21 protein-coding genes are annotated in these 20,443 nt (G+C 40.2%); 8 read left to right on the forward strand and 13 right to left on the reverse strand.

The window, feature by feature from the left end; translation table 11 throughout:
- Window positions 1-17: 17 nt before the first annotated feature.
- Window positions 18-710, reverse strand: coding sequence for an HAD family hydrolase (locus AB5217_RS12605; RefSeq protein WP_032847507.1), 693 nt, complete (start codon window positions 708-710; stop codon window positions 18-20).
- A gap of 184 nt (window positions 711-894) precedes the next feature.
- Between AB5217_RS12605 and AB5217_RS12610 the strand changes: the two genes are divergently transcribed.
- Entirely contained in the window at window positions 895-1,959 is a 1,065-nt protein-coding gene (locus AB5217_RS12610) for a DUF2027 domain-containing protein (RefSeq protein WP_004306598.1), read from the forward strand.
- A gap of 65 nt (window positions 1,960-2,024) precedes the next feature.
- Here AB5217_RS12610 and AB5217_RS12615 read toward each other — a convergent pair whose 3' ends face one another.
- The 10 genes from AB5217_RS12615 to hemW all read right to left on the reverse strand — a co-directional run bounded on the left by AB5217_RS12615 (window position 2,025) and on the right by hemW (window position 11,177).
- Window positions 2,025-2,381 carry a hypothetical protein gene (locus AB5217_RS12615; protein ID WP_004299310.1) on the reverse strand — a complete coding sequence of 119 codons (357 nt, stop codon included), beginning with the start codon at window positions 2,379-2,381 and terminating at the stop codon, window positions 2,025-2,027.
- Window positions 2,382-2,673: 292 nt separating this feature from the next.
- Window positions 2,674-3,282, reverse strand: coding sequence for a lysine exporter LysO family protein (locus AB5217_RS12620; RefSeq protein ID WP_004326224.1), 609 nt, complete (start codon window positions 3,280-3,282; stop codon window positions 2,674-2,676).
- A complete protein-coding gene (locus AB5217_RS12625; RefSeq protein WP_008650120.1) occupies window positions 3,279-3,566 on the reverse strand; it encodes a LysO family transporter in 288 nt (95 codons plus the stop codon). The genes AB5217_RS12620 and AB5217_RS12625 overlap by 4 nt, the downstream gene beginning before the upstream one ends.
- Before the next feature lie 2 nt (window positions 3,567-3,568).
- Window positions 3,569-4,339, reverse strand: coding sequence for a hypothetical protein (locus AB5217_RS12630; protein WP_008025024.1), 771 nt, complete (start codon window positions 4,337-4,339; stop codon window positions 3,569-3,571).
- Window positions 4,336-5,334 (reverse strand): DUF4249 domain-containing protein, encoded by a 999-nt coding sequence (locus AB5217_RS12635; RefSeq protein ID WP_032844020.1) that lies wholly within the window; start codon window positions 5,332-5,334, stop codon window positions 4,336-4,338. Before AB5217_RS12635 ends, AB5217_RS12630 begins: the two co-directional genes overlap by 4 nt.
- Before the next feature lie 7 nt (window positions 5,335-5,341).
- Complete coding sequence (locus tag AB5217_RS12640; RefSeq protein ID WP_008998908.1) at window positions 5,342-8,044, reverse strand: TonB-dependent receptor; 2,703 nt, start codon at window positions 8,042-8,044, stop codon at window positions 5,342-5,344.
- Between the two features lies 1 nt (window position 8,045).
- Window positions 8,046-8,924, reverse strand: a complete 879-nt coding sequence (locus AB5217_RS12645) for a FecR family protein (protein ID WP_004326220.1) — start codon at window positions 8,922-8,924, stop codon at window positions 8,046-8,048.
- Window positions 8,925-8,950: 26 nt separating this feature from the next.
- Window positions 8,951-9,385: a hypothetical protein gene (locus tag AB5217_RS12650; RefSeq protein WP_004299320.1), complete on the reverse strand. Its 435-nt coding sequence runs from the start codon at window positions 9,383-9,385 to the stop codon at window positions 8,951-8,953.
- A gap of 87 nt (window positions 9,386-9,472) precedes the next feature.
- On the reverse strand, window positions 9,473-10,027 hold the full coding sequence (locus AB5217_RS12655) for an RNA polymerase sigma-70 factor (protein ID WP_032844018.1): 555 nt from the start codon (window positions 10,025-10,027) through the stop codon (window positions 9,473-9,475).
- Between the two features lie 19 nt (window positions 10,028-10,046).
- Window positions 10,047-11,177, reverse strand: a complete 1,131-nt coding sequence (gene hemW / locus AB5217_RS12660; RefSeq protein ID WP_032844016.1) for a radical SAM family heme chaperone HemW — start codon at window positions 11,175-11,177, stop codon at window positions 10,047-10,049.
- Window positions 11,178-11,725: 548 nt separating this feature from the next.
- Here hemW and AB5217_RS12665 point away from each other — a divergent pair.
- From AB5217_RS12665 to AB5217_RS12675, 3 genes are all read left to right on the forward strand, one after another.
- On the forward strand, window positions 11,726-13,882 hold the full coding sequence (locus tag AB5217_RS12665; protein ID WP_004306606.1) for an elongation factor G: 2,157 nt from the start codon (window positions 11,726-11,728) through the stop codon (window positions 13,880-13,882).
- A gap of 333 nt (window positions 13,883-14,215) precedes the next feature.
- Entirely contained in the window at window positions 14,216-15,772 is a 1,557-nt protein-coding gene (locus tag AB5217_RS12670; protein WP_004306607.1) for a sensor histidine kinase, read from the forward strand.
- A 1-nt stretch (window position 15,773) separates the two neighbouring features.
- Window positions 15,774-16,475 carry a response regulator transcription factor gene (locus AB5217_RS12675; protein WP_004299326.1) on the forward strand — a complete coding sequence of 234 codons (702 nt, stop codon included), beginning with the start codon at window positions 15,774-15,776 and terminating at the stop codon, window positions 16,473-16,475.
- 78 nt (window positions 16,476-16,553) lie between these two features.
- Here the strand turns inward: AB5217_RS12675 and AB5217_RS12680 are convergent, their stop codons facing one another.
- On the reverse strand, window positions 16,554-16,730 hold the full coding sequence (locus AB5217_RS12680) for a hypothetical protein (protein WP_004326214.1): 177 nt from the start codon (window positions 16,728-16,730) through the stop codon (window positions 16,554-16,556).
- Window positions 16,731-16,870: 140 nt separating this feature from the next.
- Window positions 16,871-17,317 (reverse strand): MarR family winged helix-turn-helix transcriptional regulator, encoded by a 447-nt coding sequence (locus AB5217_RS12685; protein WP_004306609.1) that lies wholly within the window; start codon window positions 17,315-17,317, stop codon window positions 16,871-16,873.
- A gap of 160 nt (window positions 17,318-17,477) precedes the next feature.
- Here AB5217_RS12685 and rpsF point away from each other — a divergent pair, with 160 nt between their 5' ends.
- The 4 genes from rpsF (at window position 17,478) to AB5217_RS12705 (ending at window position 20,301) form a co-directional block, all read left to right on the forward strand.
- The gene (rpsF, locus tag AB5217_RS12690) at window positions 17,478-17,822 is read left to right on the forward strand and encodes a 30S ribosomal protein S6 (RefSeq protein WP_004306610.1); all 345 of its coding nucleotides are present in this window, start codon (window positions 17,478-17,480) and stop codon (window positions 17,820-17,822) included.
- Between the two features lie 2 nt (window positions 17,823-17,824).
- On the forward strand, window positions 17,825-18,097 hold the full coding sequence (gene rpsR / locus AB5217_RS12695) for a 30S ribosomal protein S18 (protein WP_002562536.1): 273 nt from the start codon (window positions 17,825-17,827) through the stop codon (window positions 18,095-18,097).
- 14 nt (window positions 18,098-18,111) lie between these two features.
- Window positions 18,112-18,555 carry a 50S ribosomal protein L9 gene (gene rplI / locus AB5217_RS12700; RefSeq protein WP_004299330.1) on the forward strand — a complete coding sequence of 148 codons (444 nt, stop codon included), beginning with the start codon at window positions 18,112-18,114 and terminating at the stop codon, window positions 18,553-18,555.
- An 81-nt stretch (window positions 18,556-18,636) separates the two neighbouring features.
- A complete protein-coding gene (locus tag AB5217_RS12705; protein WP_004326213.1) occupies window positions 18,637-20,301 on the forward strand; it encodes a DUF6377 domain-containing protein in 1,665 nt (554 codons plus the stop codon).
- Window positions 20,302-20,443 lie beyond the last annotated feature (142 nt).

Consider the following 20,443-nt stretch of genomic DNA (forward strand, 5'->3'; position numbering starts at 1 on the left):
GAAAGAACAGAACTTATTTAAAACAAAAGCAGCAACTCATCAAATCTTTTCACCTGTTTCAGATGGTCATGTGTGAATGTGTCTACTACTTCGTGTTTCCATATCACTTCAAAAGGAATATGTATACCATATCCTCCCAGCGATAGAACAGGTTGAATGTCCGATTTCAGAGAATTGCCAATCATGACAAATTCGGAAGGAGCAATCTGTAAGATATTCAACATTCGTTGATATTCTTTCTCTGTTTTATCGGACATCACTTCAATGTGATCGAAATAAGAGGCTAATCCGGAACGTTCCAGCTTATTCTCCTGATCGAGTAAGTCTCCTTTAGTGGCAACTACTAATTTGTATTTACCTTTCTCTTTCAATACTTTAAGCGTTTCTTTTACTCCCGGCAATAGTTCAATTGGCATTTTCAGTAATGATTTGCCTAATTCAATAATATGTTGGATGTCTGTACCTGAAATCTTTTGTCCACTCACATGCAAAGCTGTCTCTACCATAGAAATGGTGAAGGCTTTGGCTCCATAGCCGAGATATTTCAGATTATTCATTTCTGTTTGAAATAAAGCGGCTGAAATATCTTCAGAAGTGCCATAAGGCTTTAATAGGTCTGTATATTGTTTCTCTATTTCCTGGAAAAAAGGTTCATTGCTCCACAAGGTATCGTCTGCATCAAAAGCAATGATTTTAATAAGTTCTTTCATTGGTTTTCGTCGTTAATGGTGAATTTTAGATCATCTGTTTGGTATTTCGTATGCAAAGTTACAATAAAAAGAGGAATAAAGGCAGACGGTTTGTTTTTAGAACCGAATCTCCATTTAATTTCATAGAAATCTCTATCTTTGTTACTCGTTTTTTTGAGTTTGAATTTTAATTGGATATACAATAATGAAAATAGGAGATAAAGTACGCTTTCTTAGTGAGGTAGGCGGTGGAATCGTAACTGGATTCCAGGGAAAGGATTTTGTGTTGGTAGAAGATGCAGATGGATTTGATATTCCGATGCCGATACGTGAGTGTGTAGTGATTGAAACGGATGACTATAATTTGAAGCGTAAACCGACTTCTTCTGCTCCGAAACAAGAGGGACCTGCTAAACCGGTAAAACCGGAGATGCCCGTCATTCAACGCCAGCCGGAAGTGAAGGGGGGAGATACGCTGAATGTATTTCTGGCTTATGTGCCTGAAGATGCAAAGGCTATGATGACTACTCCTTTCGAGACTTATTTGGTAAATGATAGCAATTATTATTTGTATTACACTTATTTGAGTGCAGAAGGAAAAGCCTGGAAGAACCGTTCGCACGGGTTGGTGGAACCTAATACGAAATTGCTGTTAGAGGAGTTTACAAAAGATGTACTGAATGATATGGAGCGGGTGGCCGTTCAGTTGATTGCTTTCAAAGATGGTAAGCCTGCGGCTATCAAACCGGCTGTCAGTGTGGAAATACGGATTGATACCGTGAAGTTCTATAAACTTCATACCTTTAGCGATTCTGATTTCTTCGAAGAACCGGCGTTGATTTATGACATTGTGAAAGATGATATGCCTACCAAGCAAGTATATGTTTCGGCAGAAGAACTTCAAGAGGCTTTGCTGCAGAAGAAATCTGTAGATAAGCCCAGATCACAACCTATTGTGAAACCGAATCATGCTCATGGTGGAAAGAGTGAGATTGTTGAAATAGATCTTCATATCGACTCTCTACTGGATGATACTCAAGGAATGGGTAATGCTGAAATACTGAACTATCAATTGGATAAGTTTCGCGAAGTGATGGAAGTCTATAAGAACAAACGTGAGCAGAAGATTGTCTTTATTCACGGCAAAGGAGATGGTGTGCTTCGGAAAGCTATCGTTGATGAATTGAAACGGAAATATAGTAATTGCCGTTATCAGGATGCTTCTTTCCAGGAATATGGATTTGGAGCTACGATGGTGACTATTAAATAATGGGATAAAAAAAGTGGAAGCCCAAACTGGCTTCCACCCTCTCTCTCTTTTGCATATTACTCATTTTACTTATTCAGTTCAATACCTTTATTCTGTAAAGTGATGTTCATCAATGCGGCATACTTGGCATACTGTTCAGCACTAAGAGTCTTTCTCATCAGCTTCAAGTTACCATAAACAGCGTTACGCAATTTAGCTTCTTTATCTTTCTTTGCTGTTGTGGCTCTTGACATCTGTTCGGAGAAATAATCGCAGATGTTTGCAACCTCTTCACTCTGAACTGAATTCAAGTTCAAATATTTACCTAATTTACTAACATTGATGTTACCTTCCCATTTTGCAGTTGTAGGTTGATTTCCGGCTGCAAATGTTGTAGCAGCAAGGCAGAGCGCTGCCACTAATGTTAATCCTAAACGTTTCATAATACCTACTTTTTTAATTGTTATACCTAAAAACTATTCCTAAAAACAAATCTAATACCTATTGAAAATTAGTCTAAGCGCTTAGTTTTTTCTTTTTACCTATGCAAATATAAGAATATGTTTTATAGCATAAAAATAAAGAAAAGGAAAAGATTCTATTTAGCCTCATTTCTTGATGTAAGTCAAGAGATGATGTGCTTTTTGATACAAAAACGGTTCTTTATGAAACATATTTGTAATATGTGTGCGAAAACGATGGTGAAAATAATCTGCTTTTTAGGATTTATTCCTGTTAAAATGATATTGAGCAAAGGAACGTGACTAGGAAAGGAACACTGAAATCAACAACAAAACCATGGAAAATGGAAATGATTACAAATTCTTTTCCCGAATATCGGGTAATAATAGGAAGAGTGGTATCCATTGTAGTGGCTCCACCAACAGAAATAGGGGCTAGCTTTCCGAAATACTTCACTAATAATGGCGCACACAGCAAAGCAATGATTTCACGCATGATATTGGAAAGTAACGCAATAGTTCCCAATTCGGGACCTTTGTATTCGGTAATGAAAATGCTGGAAAGTGAATAATAGCCAAATCCGGCTCCGACTGCCATACAGTCTAAAGGACCTCGTTGGCTCATAAAGGCTCCTGCTACGGCGCAGCCTGCTAATGTGCCAATGATCGTCATGATGGGGAGGAATACAAGCCGCGGATTCAGGGAGCGAAAACTCTTCAAAGTATTCGGATCGTTGCCGATACTGATGCCTACGCAGAACATGAGTCCGCAGAGGGCATAGTAACTGAGCTTGCTGTCGGTGAAGTCGTATGGAATAAGATGATAAACTCCACAAAGAGTACCGATAATGAAGAAAGAGACGATAATCAAACTACCTTTCATGCTTTTGTCTCCTTTCCTCTATTCCATCTATATAATAGGTACCATAATCCCCAGGCACATAACGTACTTCCTGCAACGGCAGCTACAGTGATGATAATAGCTTCCAGTCCGAGAGTATGCAAACCTTTGATAATAGATTCGTTACCTCCTACATCTATTCCGAGAAGAAAGAGGAGAATCCATATAAGAAGAGTTATTATCTTGTGTATCCATGATAGTCTTTTACTGCGTAACAAGTAGCCAAGAAGCATGCCTGTCAGCATAATTCCAATAATGATAAACATAGTTAGTGTCTGCTTTTTGGCTGCAAAGATAGTATTAAATGTATATCCCGACTAATCTCCTCCACGATTTCTTTCGTAGCCATTGACAAACATTCGGTCATATCATCCAGGCAAGCGGCATTGGCGGACGGTGAATCTTCGAATCTTTGCGCTTTGGTAGTTTGCTGATATTCTGTAGAGTAGGTTTTATCAAGCAGGCAATCTTCCTTTTGAGTGAGGCGGATAGAAATGGCAAGACTGGAAGCTGCCGGGCGAATTTTGTTATTGACAACCTCCAACATTTCTCCCTCAAACCAAGGGATACTTGACTGGTTGAGTTTGATTCTGGCACACGTCTCATTCTTTCTGATTTTTACTTCCAGCCGATAGGCGGAATCGGGAATCATTTTTCCTTTCTGATTATCTATCAGATGACAGCAGGTGCTACTGTTACATTCGGTAAGCAGTGCCTCCGTCAGAAATTCCCGATAGAGTTGGGTGAGAGAAGACTCTCCTAACCGAAGATGGAAAAGCTCACCCTCATAGTTATATAGCAGTAGCGGAATATATGCAGACTTTTTTCGTTTCACACTGGTGTAATAATCCATGTTGGAGTAGTCGATGAAGTCCAGATATACGGTTTGATCTGCTTTCTCCTGATAGATAGGAGAAGTGAGCTCGTAATACAAGCTGGATTTTAAGGCTTGTATCTCCCTTAGCATACTCCGGCTGCTTCGGCAGGAACAGAACAGCGGTAATGCGATGAGTATAAATAGTAGGTGATGAGTTTTCATATCCATGGCTTTTCTATATGAATGATTTTGCTTGTCTCCGTACTGATCCCGACAATCCCGACCCCTCCGTGCACATTGCCGGGATATTTGATTGGTTCGTTTATTGTCTCATCATAAGCGTCGGAATCTGCCAGGTTGAGTGCTTTCAGATAGTAATATTCGGTTTCTGTAATGCTTAACAGACGCACAATAATATCCATCTTTACATTCGTTCCATATTTGGAAAGCCCCTCAACATTTGTCTGGTTGTAAACTGTCATGGTATAAGATGTATTTTTGAATCGTGAGTCGTCAAACACCCCATATATATTCTTTACAGTGTCGAACATGCCATTATCTTCGTCATCGCTGTTGGTAGGCTGTCCGTCCGTCAACACAACATCTTCGCGAGATATAAAATGATAACGGTGTGTGGTTTGAGTGACATATTCGCCTATTTCATTATTATAGTCTTTCACTGTCATTTGCTTATCCATGATAAGTCGATAGAAGTTATTTTCGTTGGGGCGATCTTTGATGTTGATTTTATATCGGAGATAATTCTGTGTATAATAATACTGTGTCAGTGGAACAGTGACCGTATCGATATCAGTTATTTCGTTGGGACGCTGTGGAACGGTAACTTCAGCCCATGCGTGATACTGCCCGTCGTCAGTGAGAGCGTCGATACGTACTACATCTCCGGGAGAGAACTTGCCGGAAATGTTGAAGCGGCATTGCATATCTCCTTCCGCCTGGGGTGGGAGCGGACGTAAACTTTCTGACAACTGTCCGTTAACACGTACTTCCACGGTGGCTTTTTCTGCATGAGTGGCATATCCTCTTCCCGTGAAATTGAGGTAAAGAACATTGGTCAGACTATCTGCGTTGATTAGTGCGTTCATCACTAGTTTGGGGGGATTGTCCTTTACACTAAACGGGAGTTCGTTTTCGCAAGATACTGTTGTCAGTAATGCTATTAACAGGATAAATGGATAATATATACGAGTTCTCATAATGGGTTTAGAATTTATAAGTGTAAGTGAATGATGGAATTAATGGAAGTATAGTATACTTCTTGATAATCGGTTTGTAGGGATCGTTTTTGCTGGTGCTGCGATATACGAAGGTAGGATTCATCGCATTATATGCATTATACAGACTGATATTCCAGGTACGCATACCATGTTTGGTCTTTTTGTTGAAATTGACTCCCACATTCAACCGGTGACTGGCTGGTAACCGGTAATTATTACGATGCTCCACATACGAAGCTTCTCCGATGGTGGGTGAAGTTATGCCTGAATCAAAATAATCTCCATATCCATATCCTCCTCCAAATCCGTTGTTTGTGCCATCGCTAGGACGGATGACAGCGGTTTTCTCTTCAGGGATTGTACTTGTTCCACCTGTATAAAACACCCAGGAAGCACCGATGTCGATACGTTCGCTGAACTTATGGTTGATTGTCAGGTTGATATTGTGTCTTCGGTCATATTTATATGGAAACCGTTCACCGTTGTTGATACCGCCTTTGGCAAACTGACGATCACTTTTGGACAAAGTGTAGGACAGCCATCCCGTCGTTCTTCCAAGTGTCTTCTGTGCCATAAACTCAATACCTGCCGAACGTCCCTTGCCCATTTCCACTTTATTTTCCCAACCGGCAGAAGAACCGAAGAAGCTGACTCCTTCCTTATACTCCAATACATTATACATATCTTTATAATAGCCTTCTACCGAGAATTCCCATCCCTCGATTCCCGTATAGTATCCGCCTAATGAATATTGGTGAGAGCGCATCGGTTTGATTTTTTTAGTCACGGGAACCCATAAGTCCGTAGGCATTGCGATTGGCATGGATGATAACAGATGTACGTATTGGCTCATTTGTGTATAAGAGGCTTTCAGAGTTACGTCTTTCCCTAGTTGATAACGGGCGGAAACTCGTGGCTGCAAAGAAGAATAACTCTGCTTCTGTACCTGAAACAAGGAGAAGTGTAATCCGAGATTCAGACGTAGACGGTCATTCACCTTGATGTTGTCTTCCAGGTAAGCCGATAGCTCATGTCCGTAAATCCGGCTGTTGGCGATGCTGTGGTAAGTGGTGTCGCGATCTACTTTGTCTCCTGTTTTTTCGGAGATTTTGGATGTCATGACCTCCGGACGGAACCGATGATAGATATATCCTGTACCAAATTTAATGTGGTGTGCGGGAGACGGGTTATAATCGAAATCGATCTGATAGCTCCAGTCATTGATTCCCGAACGATAATCGGCTGAATATCGGTTGATTATCGAAGCTCCCATGCTGTTGGCATATTTATTGTTGTTGTATGAGTTGACGTCGAATAAATAGTTGTTGTAAGAGACGGTTGTGTTGCTGAACAGACGGTTGTTGAATATATAGTTCCATCTGGCGGAAACAATGGTATTTCCCCAATTCATTGTGCTTCCATCCTTGGAGTCGGTATCTCCATCATAATTGGCGGCAAAATGATCTTTTCCATTGTAAACGCTTAGATAGATACGGCTCCGGTCGGAGAATTTATGATTGATTTTGGCATTGATGTCATAAAAGTAATAACCATATTCTTCATCATTCGGCATAAATGGCTTGGCGATGAGATCGACATACGAACGTCTGGCGGAAATGTTGAAAGAGGTTTTTCCTTTCACAATCGGGCCTTCCAGATTGATTTTGCTGGTTAGTAATCCGATACTAAGCGTACCGTGGTATTTCTGCATGTCTCCGTCATTGGTGCGGACATCAATGACGGAAGAAAGACGTCCGCCGAAACGTGCCGGAAAGGAGCTTTTGAATAGTGTTACCTTTTTGACGGCCTCCGGAGTAAAAACCGAAAAGAATCCGAACATGTGGTCTACGTTGTATACAGGAGTTCCATCCAGTAGAATAAGATTCTGGTCCGGACTGCCGCCGCGTATATACAGTCCGGCTGAACCGTCTACTCCTGCCTGTACGCCAGGCATCAGCTGGATGGCTTTCATGACATCTGCTTCTCCCAGTATGCTCGGCGTATTTTTAATCTGTGTCATCGGAATTTCGATAGAGCCCATCTGGGTAGCTACGGTGCCCGTTTCAGTTTTATCGGAAACGATCACTACCTCTTGCAACTGCGTGTTTCCCTGCATACGGATATTCAGCAATGTATCTTGTGAGAGCGTAAAATGATGCGCTTCTGTGGCATAACCCAGATAGGAGAAACGCAGTTCGGTTTCTCCTTCGGGCAAAGTGATGCTGTAAAAACCGTAAGGATTGGTGGTTGTTCCTTGATTCTGATGACTCTCAATGATATTGGTTCCAATCAACGTCTCGGAAGACGTTCCATCCGTGACATATCCGCTGATAGTGAACTTACGGCCTACGGTTTTTGATTCTTTTTTCTTTTGCAGTAGAATATGGCGGCCGGTGAACTGATAACTGATCTGCTCATTCTTGAATACGAGGTCAAGTATTTCACGCAATGGCTTATTCTTTACCTGCAAATTGATTTTATGTTTGATGATAATTTCCTCGCCATAGATAAAAGAATATCCGGTTGAGTTTTCAATCCGCTTGACGAATTCTTTTAGTGTGGCGTTTCGTAGTGTCAGCGAAAGCCGGGCTTCCGCATTTTGTGCATATATTTGAGTAGTGATAAGGAGTGCCACCCCTATCAGAACAATGGTTCTGACAGGGAAGCGACCTTGGAATATTATATTCATCTTAGTCTGGTTTAGCAGTGATAATAATCTGTTTATTGTTTTGTGAGTAGTTGAAATAACCGGCATTATGTAATACAGATAAAATAGTTGCCAGATCTTCTCCATCGCGGAATCGTGCTGTGATCCGGTAATTTTGCAAAGTTGTATCGGCTATTTGGATCGTCGCTCCGAATGAGTTGGACAGTTCGCGGGCAATCTCCTGTAAAGGCAGGTCGTCGAATATAAACTCTCCTTGTCGCCAGGAAATTTCATCTTCTGCATTCTCTAAAACCTTGCGGGTGAGTTTTTCTTCTACCTTATTATATATAGCAATCTCGTTAGGCTTCAAAACCATACGAACAGATTTACTTTTATTGCTGACTGCTACCGAGCCGGACAATAACGTTGTCTTTACATCCAGATTGTCATGATATGCATCTACATTGAAATGGGTTCCCAGCACCTGAACGTCAATCGTTTCAGTCTGCACGATAAACGGATGTTTTGGGTCCTTGCTTACTTCAAAATAGGCTTCTCCATTTAGCTCCACTTCCCGTTTGTCCGATTGGAACTTTTCCGGATAAGAAAGCGAAGAATAATGGTTGAGCATGACGGAACTACCATCAGGGAGGCGGACAGTACGTGTCTCTGCCAGAGTGGAAATCGTTTGTATTGCAGCAGGTTGCATATATAAATAAGCTGTCCATACCGATAGGCAAAGTAGAGCTACTGCCGCTGCTGCCGAGAAGGTGCGTATCAAAGTCAGATGCCGGGTATGCGACTTCAGTCTTTTTTCTAGTTCCGGGTAACTGGCTGCTGCTGAAAAACGCCCTCGCGGTGAACGCGTGGAAGCAATGAGCTGATTCAGTATTTCTTCTAATTCCGTATCGGTGTGTTTCATATTTTTTCTGTATTACTCTTGATCCATTATTTTCGTTTCAACAGAATGGTCAGTTTGCTGATTCCTCCTTCTTTCCATTGGGGAGTGCAGGATAAAGTGACATTCTGTTTATTCAATACCATCTGTTTGGGATAGATTTTAATGATAGTCGTAGCCGACTTCTTACCCGCTTTGATGATTACTTTCTTTTCCGTCAGTTGTATGACTGCTGCTTGCCCTGTTACCGGAGGAGGTGCGGCAAGTACTACCGTCCGGTCTTCTTTCGCTTTCTCCATCGCCACAATTTTAATTTCCAATTCACACTCTGATTTGTTTCCTTCACATTCTACTGTTTCCTTCGAATGTTCGAATCCTGCATAGTCTTTGGGCAAATTGTCGTTGTCATTGTTGCATGAGAACAGGCACAGGCAAGTTGATAGAAGAACAAGGATTCCAATGTTTGCGTCATTTAGCTTTTTCATTTTTCTGTCTTTTTTAGTGATTGATTTATTTGTTGATAAAGACCGGAGGGTGACAGAAACTCCCTACGCTCTTTTTCTAAATAATTGTTAATCTATTTCTGCCCGGCTAATCATTTCTTTGAGTCGTGTGATTGCTTTCTGAAGTTGTGCATCCACTGTATTCATGCTGATACCTAATTCTTCCGCTACTTGTGCATAACTTTGTTTTTCTTCGCGGATGCGAATGAATACTTCTCTGCAACGTTCCGGAAGCCGGTCGAGTGCCTTTACGTAAAGAGCAAATAATTCTTCACTAATGAGTGATTCTTCCGGTGAATAGTTCTGTTCCTGTGGCTCAGGCAGAGAATCAGGATGAATGTAAGTGTGTTTTGATTCTTTTTCCAGATAATTGAGCGAAGCATTCTTGACGAGAATGAAACAATAATCTTCAATGTTTCTCACATCAAGTAAATTGCTACGTTGTTTCCATAGTTTCAGAAATACGTCGAGAACGATTTCCTGCGACCATTCTTCCTGCTTCACGTAGTAGTAGGCTATGCGGAAGAGGCGATCGTAAGTCATGTTGTAAAAGTCCCGGAAAGCAGTTTGCGAATCCAGTTCTTTCATTTGCCGCAATAACTTTCTTACTTCTGATTCGGTCATCGGCTTGCTGTTTGTTTTGTTAATCTACCCAAAGTAAATCACTCATTATACTGTCGGAGATGAAAATACCTTCACGAGTCAAGCGTAAGGCTCCATCGTGTTCTTCCAGTTTCCCATTTTTCAGATAAGGCGCAGCCATTCTCTGGCAATACTCCCACATTTCATTGCCGAACATCTGTTTCAGCTTTTCTATAGGCGTTCCCCATACAGTACGTATGGTAGTGATAATAAATTCATTGTAGCGGGTCGTCTGATCCAGATACTCTATTTCGAAAGCACGGCTGTTTTCCTCTATACCTTTTATATATGTATCGATGGAAGAAACATTCCATTCCCGTGTCATCCCGTCAAAAGAATGTGCCGACGGTCCGCATCCCAGATAAGGTATTCCTTTCCAATAGGAAGTGTTGTGGCGGGAATATTTTCCGGGGCGGCAGAAATTGGAAATCTCATAGTGTTCAAATTCTGCTTTCTGCAAATGCTCTATCAGCAATGTGAAAAATTCTAAACTGGAGTCTTCGTCTACCTCGGATATCTGATGCTGTTTTAACATATTATATATAGGTGTATCTTCCTCATAAATCAAGTGATAGGCGGAGATATGTTCTACATTCAGACTGATAGCCTGGCGGAGATCGTTTTCCCATCGTTCTTTTGTTTCTCCGGGCAATCCATAAATTAGGTCGATACTGATGTTTTGGAAATCGGCTTTTCGGCATCTGTCAATTGCTTCGATGGCTGTACGGGCATTGTGGCGGCGTCTCAATAGTTTGAGCGTAGCGTCATCAAAAGTCTGTATTCCCATGCTAAGGCGGTTGAAAGGAAGTGAGGAAAGCATTTCCAGATATTCCTGTGATAAATCATCCGGATTAGCTTCCAGCGTGATTTCCTGGCAATGATTTAATCCGTAATGCTCCCGGATAGTATCAAATATCAGTTCGAAATCTTCTTTTTCCAGTTGAGACGGGGTTCCGCCACCGAAATAAACAGTTTCTATATTTTCTCCTTTCAGGTATTCTTTACGCATCGCCAACTCCCGGCAGAGAGCCTGTACATAACGGGTTTTGAGTTCGCTGCGAGTGGTTGAGTAGAAGTCGCAGTAGATGCAGCGCGTTTTGCAAAAAGGAATATGAAGATAGATACCTGCCATAGCTATGCTGTTTGGGTTTGTGGGTGTAAAAGTAAGACTATTATTAGATATATCAAAAAAGCTGTTGACGGAAATTATTTATAGTGGGGCAGGAATACGCTAAATAGATAATTCTCCCATCGATTAGTAGAAGATAATTTCCTGCAATGCTGAATTTAAGATCTTTTCTTTTATAAATAAGATTCGAACTTGTAGCCGGGTTTTCGTTTGACAGTTGTCAAGCGACAGTTCAACAATTGTCATTCTATCGCTTGACAACTGTCAAACGAAAACTGATTAGGTAACGGGGGAACTATTGTATGAAAGGAAAACAACTAAAAATAACATCGTGCCGGATTACTCATTGCAACTATGAAATTAGTTTATAGCCATGCGAAAATAATTTTTAACCCGATTCGAAAATGTTCATGTTAAAGATGTGTTACATAACATTGTTTAGTAACACTGCCATAAGTGTTGCTTTTCCCCCAATTAATCCCTAATTTGCGCATCACAAAATTAATGGTATGTGAGAAACATACTGAGTAATTACTAAAATCTTATATATTATGAAAGTATATCAGACTAATGAAATCAAGAACATTGCCTTGTTGGGAAGTTCTGGCTCTGGGAAAACCACTCTCGTGGAAGCGATGCTTTTCGAGAGTGGTGTTATAAAACGTCGCGGATCTGTTGCCGCAAAAAACACTGTTAGCGATTATTTCCCTGTTGAACAAGAGTATGGTTACTCCGTTTTCTCCACCGTTCTCCATGTAGAATGGAATAACAAAAAACTTAATATTATTGACTGTCCGGGATCGGACGACTTCGTAGGCAGTACAGTAACTGCACTAAATGTGACCGACACAGCAATCATTCTTCTTAATGGCCAATACGGCGTCGAAGTCGGTACACAAAATCACTTCCGTTATACAGAAAAGCTGAATAAACCTGTTATTTTTCTAGTCAACCAGCTTGATAATGAAAAATGCGATTATGATAATATCCTCGAACAGTTGAAAGAAGCTTATGGCTCTAAGGTTGTTCCTATCCAATATCCAATAGCTACCGGTCCGGGCTTTAATGCACTGATTGACGTGCTGTTGATGAAGAAATATTCGTGGAAACCCGAAGGAGGGGCTCCGACTATCGAAGATATTCCGGCAGAAGAAATGGATAAGGCTATGGAGATGCACAAAGCATTGGTAGAAGCTGCTGCCGAGAATGATGAAAATCTGATGGAGAAATTCTTCGAACAAGATTCTCTTACAGAAGATGAAATGCGCGAAGGTATCCGTAAGGGATTGATCGCCAGAGGTATGTTCCCCGTATTCTGCGTTTGTGGAGGTAAGGATATGGGCGTTCGCCGCTTGATGGAATTCTTGGGTAACGTTGTTCCTTTTGTTTCTGAAATGCCGAAGGTACAGAATACCGAAGGTAAAGAAGTGGCTCCGGATACTAACGGACCGGAATCCCTTTATTTCTTCAAGACCAGCGTGGAGCCGCATATCGGTGAAGTTTCCTATTTCAAAGTGATGAGCGGTAAAGTTCATGAAGGAGACGATTTGCTGAATGCCGACCGTGGTTCGAAAGAACGTATTGCGCAGATTTATGTGGTAGCCGGTGGTAACCGCGTCAAGGTGGAAGAACTGCAAGCCGGTGATATCGGTGCTGCTGTGAAACTGAAAGATGTGAAAACCGGTAATACGCTGAACGGTAAGGATTGCGACTATAAATTCAACTTTATCAAATATCCGAATTCTAAATATACCCGTGCTATCAAGCCAGTGAATGAAGCGGATGTGGAAAAGATGATGAGTATTCTGAACCGTATGCGTGAGGAAGATCCTACCTGGGTGATCGAACAGTCAAAGGAGTTGAAACAGACTTTGGTACACGGACAGGGAGAATTCCATCTTCGTACATTGAAATGGCGTTTGGAAAATAACGAAAAACTGCCGGTGAAGTACGAAGAACCGAAGATTCCGTATCGTGAAACGATTACAAAAGCCGCTCGCGCCGATTATCGTCATAAGAAACAATCCGGTGGTGCCGGTCAGTTTGGTGAAGTTCACCTGATTGTAGAACCTTATAAAGAAGGTATGCCTGTGCCCGATACGTATAAGTTCAATGGACAGGAATTTAAGATTACCGTGAGAGGTACGGAAGAAATACCATTGGAATGGGGTGGTAAACTGGTGTTTATCAACAGTATCGTCGGTGGTTCTATCGATGCGCGCTTCCTGCCTGCTATTATGAAAGGTATTATGTCTCGTATGGAGCAAGGTCCGTTGACGGGTTCGTATGCTCGTGACGTGCGTGTCATTGTTTACGATGGTAAGATGCACCCGGTAGATTCTAATGAAATCTCCTTTATGCTTGCCGGACGTAATGCCTTTAGTGAAGCCTTCAAGAACGCCGGTCCGAAAATTCTGGAACCGATTTATGATGTGGAAGTGTTTGTTCCGTCTGATAGGATGGGAGATGTGATGGGAGATCTTCAGGGACGTCGTGCCATGATTATGGGTATGAGTAGCGAAAAAGGTTTTGAGAAACTGGTTGCTAAAGTTCCTTTGAAAGAAATGTCGTCCTACTCTACAGCTCTTAGCTCACTCACCGGCGGACGTGCTTCGTTTATTATGAAGTTCTCTAGTTATGAGCTTGTTCCGGCAGATGTTCAGGATAAGTTGATGAAAGACTTTGAGGCTAAGCAAGTAGAAGAATAAAGATAAATGATAGTTGATAAATGATATGTGATAGTTGATTGAAAATTCGCTATTTACTATCTGTTGGTTATAAACTATCAACTTAAACGTTAAAACTGTTCCCTTTTTTAAGTAAAAGGGGACAGTTTTTGTTTAACTATGATTAATAAAGATAGAAAAACGCAAGGAAAAGATTTAATTTTTTATTAAATTTGCAAACCAAAGGAGGGGTTTTGTTGTTGTAGTAATCAGAATACAACCTAAATAGCTCCTTACGGTTAATTTCCGGGAAGTTCCGGTTAAATCAAGTTAATGCATTAGGAGTGTTAATTAGGGAGTGTTAATTTTGTTGCTATGAAGAAGTCAACAATTTGGATATTAGGTATTGTAATGGGGCTTTCCTTCCTTAGCCTGCTGTATTTGCAGGTTAGTTATATCGAGGAAATGATGAAAACCCGTAAGGAACAGTTTGATTCGGCTGTACGCAATAGCCTGGATCAGGTTTCCAAGGATGTGGAATATGCAGAGACCAGACGTTGGTTGATCGAAGATATTTCAGAAGCGGAAAGAAAAGCACTGATTGCGAATAACGCTTCCATACAACAAGACAACTTGATTCAGCAAACGCAACGGTTCACGGTGAAGTCTAAGGATGGAAAGGTATATTCGGATTTTGAGCTGAAAGTGATGACCACCAAGCCCTCCGAGCTTCCAAAGGCTATGATTTCTCCTTACAGGGGAACAAAGACTATTCCGGAAACTTCGCGTTCATTAGTGGAAGCCATCAAGAATCGGTATATGTATCAACGGGCGTTACTCGATGAAGTGGCCTGGCAGATGATTTATCGGGGAAGTGACAAATCGATTGGAGACAGAGTACGGTTCAAAGAACTGGATGACTATCTGAAATCGAGCTTATATAATAATAGTATAGACTTGCCTTATCACTTTACAGTGATTGACAAAGACGGCAGGGAAGTCTATCGTTGTGCGGATTATGAGGCAAAGGGAAGTGAGGACGCTTATCAGCAGGCATTGTTCAAGAATGATCCGCCTGCAAAAATGAGCATATTGAAAGTGCACTTTCCTGGTAAGAAAGATTATATCTTTGACTCAATCAGTTTCATGATTCCGTCGTTGATATTTACGCTGGTATTGTTAGTGACATTCATCTTTACGATTTATATCGTATTCCGGCAGAAGAAACTGACGGAAATGAAGAATGACTTTATCAATAATATGACGCACGAATTTAAAACACCGATATCTACCATTTCATTGGCAGCGCAGATGTTGAAAGATCCCGCGGTAGGAAAATCACCGCAGATGTTCCAGCATATATCGGGAGTGATAAATGATGAAACCAAGCGCTTGCGCTTCCAGGTGGAAAAGGTGCTCCAGATGTCGATGTTCGAACGTCAGAAGGCAACTTTGAAGATGAAGGAGATTGATGCGAATGAATTAATTTCAGGAGTTGTCAATACCTTTGCGCTGAAAGTGGAACGGTATAATGGTAAGATAACATCGAACCTTGAGGCCACCGATCCTGTTATATTTGCAGATGAGATGCATATCACGAATGTAATCTTTAATCTGATGGATAACGCGGTGAAATATAAGAAACCGGAAGAGGATCTGGAACTGAAAGTGAGAACGTGGAATGAGTCGGGTAAACTGATGATTTCGATACAGGATAACGGTATCGGTATCAAAAAGGAGAACCTAAAAAAGATATTTGAAAAGTTCTATCGTGTACATACGGGTAATCTGCACGATGTGAAGGGCTTTGGACTGGGATTGGCTTATGTGAGAAAAATTATATTGGATCATAAGGGAACCATCCGGGCGGAAAGCGACCTGAACGTGGGAACTAAATTTATTATTGCATTACCTTTATTAAAAAATAATTGATATGGACGAGAAACTGCGTATTTTATTATGCGAGGATGACGAAAATCTTGGCATGCTTTTAAGAGAATATCTACAGGCAAAAGGTTATTCTGCTGAGTTATATCCTGATGGAGAAGCCGGTTATAAGGCTTTCTTGAAGAATAAATATGACTTGTGCGTGTTTGACGTAATGATGCCTAAAAAAGACGGCTTCACACTGGCACAGGATGTCCGTGCAGCAAATGCTGAAATTCCTATTATCTTCCTGACTGCTAAAACGCTGAAAGAAGATATCCTGGAAGGATTTAAAATCGGTGCGGATGATTATATCACCAAACCGTTTAGTATGGAAGAATTGACGTTCAGAATTGAAGCAATCTTGAGACGTGTTCGTGGAAAGAAGAACAAAGAAAGCAATATCTATAAGATTGGTAAGTTTACTTTCGATACACAGAAACAAATTCTGTCGTCAGAAGGCAAACAGACTAAACTGACTACCAAAGAATCTGAACTGCTCGGATTGCTTTGTGCGCATGCAAATGAGATTTTGCAACGTGACTTTGCTTTGAAAACGATCTGGATCGACGATAACTATTTCAATGCTCGTAGTATGGACGTGTATATCACGAAACTACGTAAGCATCTGAAAGAAGATGATTCTATCGAGATTATCAATATCCACGGAAAAGGCTATAAGCTGATTACCCCGGAAGTTGAATCTTAATAATCGCATTTGAGATGACTACAAATAAAAAATCCCGGAAACATTCGTTTCCGGGATTTTTTATTGATTTTTGCGAAATTAATCAGCGATCTTCTTATTAATAACAATATAAGAAATGAGTCCCAGTACTACAAGTACTACAGAAGTACCCAGAATGGCGTTGTTATTTACATTACCTGTAAATGAACAACCCAACAGGATGACTACTCCGGCCAAGATTAATATCAATCCTAAGTTCTTTAATAAGCCTTTCATGCGTGTGTATTTTAATAGATTATAATATTCCAGTCACAAATTAAAGCATAATTCTTTAACGGGCGAAATTATTTGGATAAAAATTCCATTATAAATGCACGATTTAGTGGATTTTATGATTTGAAGAGAAGTTCTTCTACCTAATCTTTTGTATTGTAGAATACCTTTTTCAGTACCTCCTGTCCAATGCTCAATTCGTCGAGAGTGATACCGTGAAGAGCCTCTTTCAGGGTCTGTCCGGCAATGATACGCGCTTTTTCTTCCAGTTCTTTCCCGTCTTTAGTCAGGTGAATCAGATTGGTACGGCGATCTTTTTTGTCGGAAATGCGCACAACGAGATGCTGCCGTTCCATATTGTCTATCAAGCGGGTCATGCTGGGTTTGTCTTTAAAAGTTGCATTACACAACTCTTGTTGTGTAACACCGTCTTTTTCCCACAAAAAAATGAGTACCGTCCATTGTTCCGGACTGATTTCCAGCCCGTTCTGACGGAAGTTACGGTACAGCTTACGGTTGATTGCCGCGGAAACTTTGCCATTTAATATGGCGAATATAAGCCGGATATCGAAATTAAATTGCTCTATCATGAAATTATTGTTTAAACAACTTTGCAAAGGTAAGTCACTTCCCGGATAAATCCTATCTTCGGATACAAAAAAAGATTAAATATTTGTAGTTCAAAATAAAATGTCTAACTTTGCACCCGCATTTAAAATCAAATAATTTATTTATTTAATTAAACGAAGTATGAATCAATACGAAACCGTTTTCATTTTAACTCCCGTTTTGTCTGATGTTCAGATGAAGGAAGCGGTAGAAAAATTCAAAGGCGTTCTTCAAGCTGAAGGTGCTGAGATTATCAATGAAGAAAACTGGGGACTGAAGAAATTGGCTTACCCAATTCAGAAGAAGTCTACAGGTTTTTACCAACTGATTGAGTTCAATGCAGATCCTACTGTAATTGACAAGCTGGAACTTAATTTCCGTCGTGATGAACGCGTAATCCGTTTCTTGACTTTCAAGATGGATAAGTATGCTGCTGAATACGCTGCAAAAAGAAGAAGTGTTAAATCAAACAAAAAGGAGGATTAATCATGGCACAACAAGTTCAATCAGAAATCAGATATTTGACTCCGCCGTCAGTAGATGTTAAGAAGAAAAAATACTGCCGTTTCAAAAAGAGTGGTATTAGGTATATCGACTACAAAGATCCTGAATTCTTGAAGAAATTCTTGAATGAACAAGGAAAAATCCTTCCGCGTCGTATTACAGGTACTTCTTTGAAGTTCCAACGTCGTATCGCGCAGGCTGTGAAGAGAGCTCGTCACTTGGCATTGCTGCCTTATGTAACTGACATGATGAAATAAGAAGGAGGAAAAGTATGGAAATTATATTGAAAGAAGACGTAGTAAACTTGGGTTATAAGAACGATATCGTAAACGTGAAATCCGGATACGGTCGTAATTATCTGATCCCGACTGGAAAAGCTGTCATCGCTTCTCCTTCTGCAAAGAAAATGTTGGCTGAAGAACTGAAACAGCGCGCTCACAAACTTGAGAAAATCAAGAAAGATGCTGAGGCTATGGCTGCTAAGTTGGAAGGCGTTTCTTTGACTATTGCAACTAAAGTTAGCTCAACCGGTACTATCTTCGGTTCTGTTGGTAACATCCAGATCGCTGAGGCTTTGTCTAAGCTAGGTCATGAAGTTGACAGAAAGATCATCGTTGTAAAAGACGCTGTGAAAGAAGTTGGTAGCTATAAGGCTATTGTTAAGCTTCACAAGGAAGTTTCGGTAGAGATTCCTTTCGAGGTAGTTGCTGAATAAGAGCAAATTTACTTCATATACAAAAAGCGATTTGTTCTGAATGGATGAATCGCTTTTTTTGTTATCTTTGCTATTACTATTATGAAATTCAACTGTTGTTTTCTGAAGAAGAGGTTTTTGCTTCTGCTGATTGCTTTGGGAATTGGCAGTGTTCTTTATGCGAATGATGAGTTGAAATTATTGACGGATTCTTTGCGTAGAGTGATAGATGAAAAGCATGTCTTTGTTAAAGAGAAAGAGGATCGGATAAACCGGATAAAATGTATGTTGAAAAGTCCTGGTTTGACTCTTGAAGGAGAATATAGAATCAATCTACGGTTATATAACGAATATAAAAAATTTCATATTGATTCCGCTATTCATTATGTTGATCGCAATATTGAGATTTCCCGTCAGTTGAATAGACCTTATTTCACCAACCAGTCGTCTTTACATCTTAGTCTTTTATATTCGATGTGTGGCAGGTTCCGTGAAGCGGAGATTATTTTGAAAAGTATAAAGACTTCAGAACTTCCCAGAGATTTATTAATAAACTATTATCAAACTTATTCCAGTTTCTGGGGGCATTATTCTATTTCTGTTGCCAACAATCTGTATGGAAAGCAACAATCTGCTTATCAGGATTCACTGTTTGCTCTCATAGATCACACTTCTTGGGATTACCGGATGTCACAAGCTTCTTATTATATCTGGCGTGATACCTTAAAATCGAAGGAAATTTTTAAAGAATTGTTGGATATTGAGGAGGTGGGAACGCCTAATTATGCCATGATTACTCATTCGTATTCCAGGTTATGCCACCATCAGAAGAAATATGATGAGGAAAAAAAATATCTGATATTGTCGGCGATTGCCGATACACGGAATGCAACGCGTGAAAATGCCTCTCTTCAATCTCTTGCGTTGATACAATACGAAGAAAAGAATCTAGCCGATGCTTTTAAGTTTACACAATCCGCTATTGATGATGTAATTTCTTCTGGTATTCATTTCCGCGCAATTGAAATCTATAAATTTAATTCTATTATCAACACTGCCTATCAGGCGGAACAGGCTAAATCAAGATCGCATCTGACTACTTTTCTTATTTCTACAAGCGTTATCCTTTTCCTTTTGATTCTGCTCGTTGTTTTTATCTATATTCAGATGAAGAAAACGTTGAAAATAAAGCAGGCATTGGCGCAAAGTAATGAAGAACTTCTGCGGCTGAACAATAAACTGAATAATATGAACAGCCAGTTGAATGACACCAATAATCAGTTGTATGAAATTAATGGCATAAAGGAATATTATATAGCCGAATTTTTCGATGTGTGCTTTAGTTATATCCACAAAATGGAGAAATACCAGAATATGCTGTATAAAATAGCTATTAATAAGTACTATGACGAGTTGATTAAGAAGCTGAAGTCGTCTGCGCTTATTGATGAAGAGCTTAGTGCACTGTATGCCCGTTTCGATAAGGTCTTTTTAGGTTTGTATCCTACTTTTGTTTCAGATTTTAATGCTTTATTGAAAGATGAAGAGAAGATTATTTTAAAACCGGATGCTTTATTAAATAGGGAACTTCGTATTTATGCTTTATTACGCTTGGGTATTACGGATAGTGGGAAGATAGCGAACTTCCTCCGGTGCTCTACAAGTACGGTTTATAATTATCGTACGAAGATGAGAAATAAAGCTGCTGTCGACAGAGATGAATTTGAGAACGAAATTATGAAAATTAGTTCAACTCAAGAGACATAATTATCATTTTACTGTTGCCCCCCTTTCCAAATCATCTACATTTTTTGGATATACTTGAAGTGCTAAGTGTTTGATTAATAGGGTAAAATGCTAATTTAATATCTACATAAAGTAGTGTAAGTCAAATAAGCCGTTATTTATT

Source organism: Bacteroides sp. MSSM.1001136sp1_RTP21357st2_D2_RTP21359_211015, from assembly GCF_040913205.1.
GTDB lineage: Bacteria > Bacteroidota > Bacteroidia > Bacteroidales > Bacteroidaceae > Bacteroides > Bacteroides ovatus.

Coding starts and splice junctions, on each gene's coding strand:
- AB5217_RS12605 (WP_032847507.1), bottom strand. CDS start 710: ATGAAAGAACTTATTAAAATCATTGCTTTTGATGCAGACGATACCTTG.
- AB5217_RS12610 (WP_004306598.1), top strand. CDS start 895: ATGAAAATAGGAGATAAAGTACGCTTTCTTAGTGAGGTAGGCGGTGGA.
- AB5217_RS12615 (WP_004299310.1), bottom strand. CDS start 2,381: ATGAAACGTTTAGGATTAACATTAGTGGCAGCGCTCTGCCTTGCTGCT.
- AB5217_RS12620 (WP_004326224.1), bottom strand. CDS start 3,282: ATGAAAGGTAGTTTGATTATCGTCTCTTTCTTCATTATCGGTACTCTT.
- AB5217_RS12625 (WP_008650120.1), bottom strand. CDS start 3,566: ATGTTTATCATTATTGGAATTATGCTGACAGGCATGCTTCTTGGCTAC.
- AB5217_RS12630 (WP_008025024.1), bottom strand. CDS start 4,339: ATGAAAACTCATCACCTACTATTTATACTCATCGCATTACCGCTGTTC.
- AB5217_RS12635 (WP_032844020.1), bottom strand. CDS start 5,334: ATGAGAACTCGTATATATTATCCATTTATCCTGTTAATAGCATTACTG.
- AB5217_RS12640 (WP_008998908.1), bottom strand. CDS start 8,044: ATGAATATAATATTCCAAGGTCGCTTCCCTGTCAGAACCATTGTTCTG.
- AB5217_RS12645 (WP_004326220.1), bottom strand. CDS start 8,924: ATGAAACACACCGATACGGAATTAGAAGAAATACTGAATCAGCTCATT.
- AB5217_RS12650 (WP_004299320.1), bottom strand. CDS start 9,385: ATGAAAAAGCTAAATGACGCAAACATTGGAATCCTTGTTCTTCTATCA.
- AB5217_RS12655 (WP_032844018.1), bottom strand. CDS start 10,027: ATGACCGAATCAGAAGTAAGAAAGTTATTGCGGCAAATGAAAGAACTG.
- hemW (WP_032844016.1), bottom strand. CDS start 11,177: ATGGCAGGTATCTATCTTCATATTCCTTTTTGCAAAACGCGCTGCATC.
- AB5217_RS12665 (WP_004306606.1), top strand. CDS start 11,726: ATGAAAGTATATCAGACTAATGAAATCAAGAACATTGCCTTGTTGGGA.
- AB5217_RS12670 (WP_004306607.1), top strand. CDS start 14,216: ATGAAGAAGTCAACAATTTGGATATTAGGTATTGTAATGGGGCTTTCC.
- AB5217_RS12675 (WP_004299326.1), top strand. CDS start 15,774: ATGGACGAGAAACTGCGTATTTTATTATGCGAGGATGACGAAAATCTT.
- AB5217_RS12680 (WP_004326214.1), bottom strand. CDS start 16,730: ATGAAAGGCTTATTAAAGAACTTAGGATTGATATTAATCTTGGCCGGA.
- AB5217_RS12685 (WP_004306609.1), bottom strand. CDS start 17,317: ATGATAGAGCAATTTAATTTCGATATCCGGCTTATATTCGCCATATTA.
- rpsF (WP_004306610.1), top strand. CDS start 17,478: ATGAATCAATACGAAACCGTTTTCATTTTAACTCCCGTTTTGTCTGAT.
- rpsR (WP_002562536.1), top strand. CDS start 17,825: ATGGCACAACAAGTTCAATCAGAAATCAGATATTTGACTCCGCCGTCA.
- rplI (WP_004299330.1), top strand. CDS start 18,112: ATGGAAATTATATTGAAAGAAGACGTAGTAAACTTGGGTTATAAGAAC.
- AB5217_RS12705 (WP_004326213.1), top strand. CDS start 18,637: ATGAAATTCAACTGTTGTTTTCTGAAGAAGAGGTTTTTGCTTCTGCTG.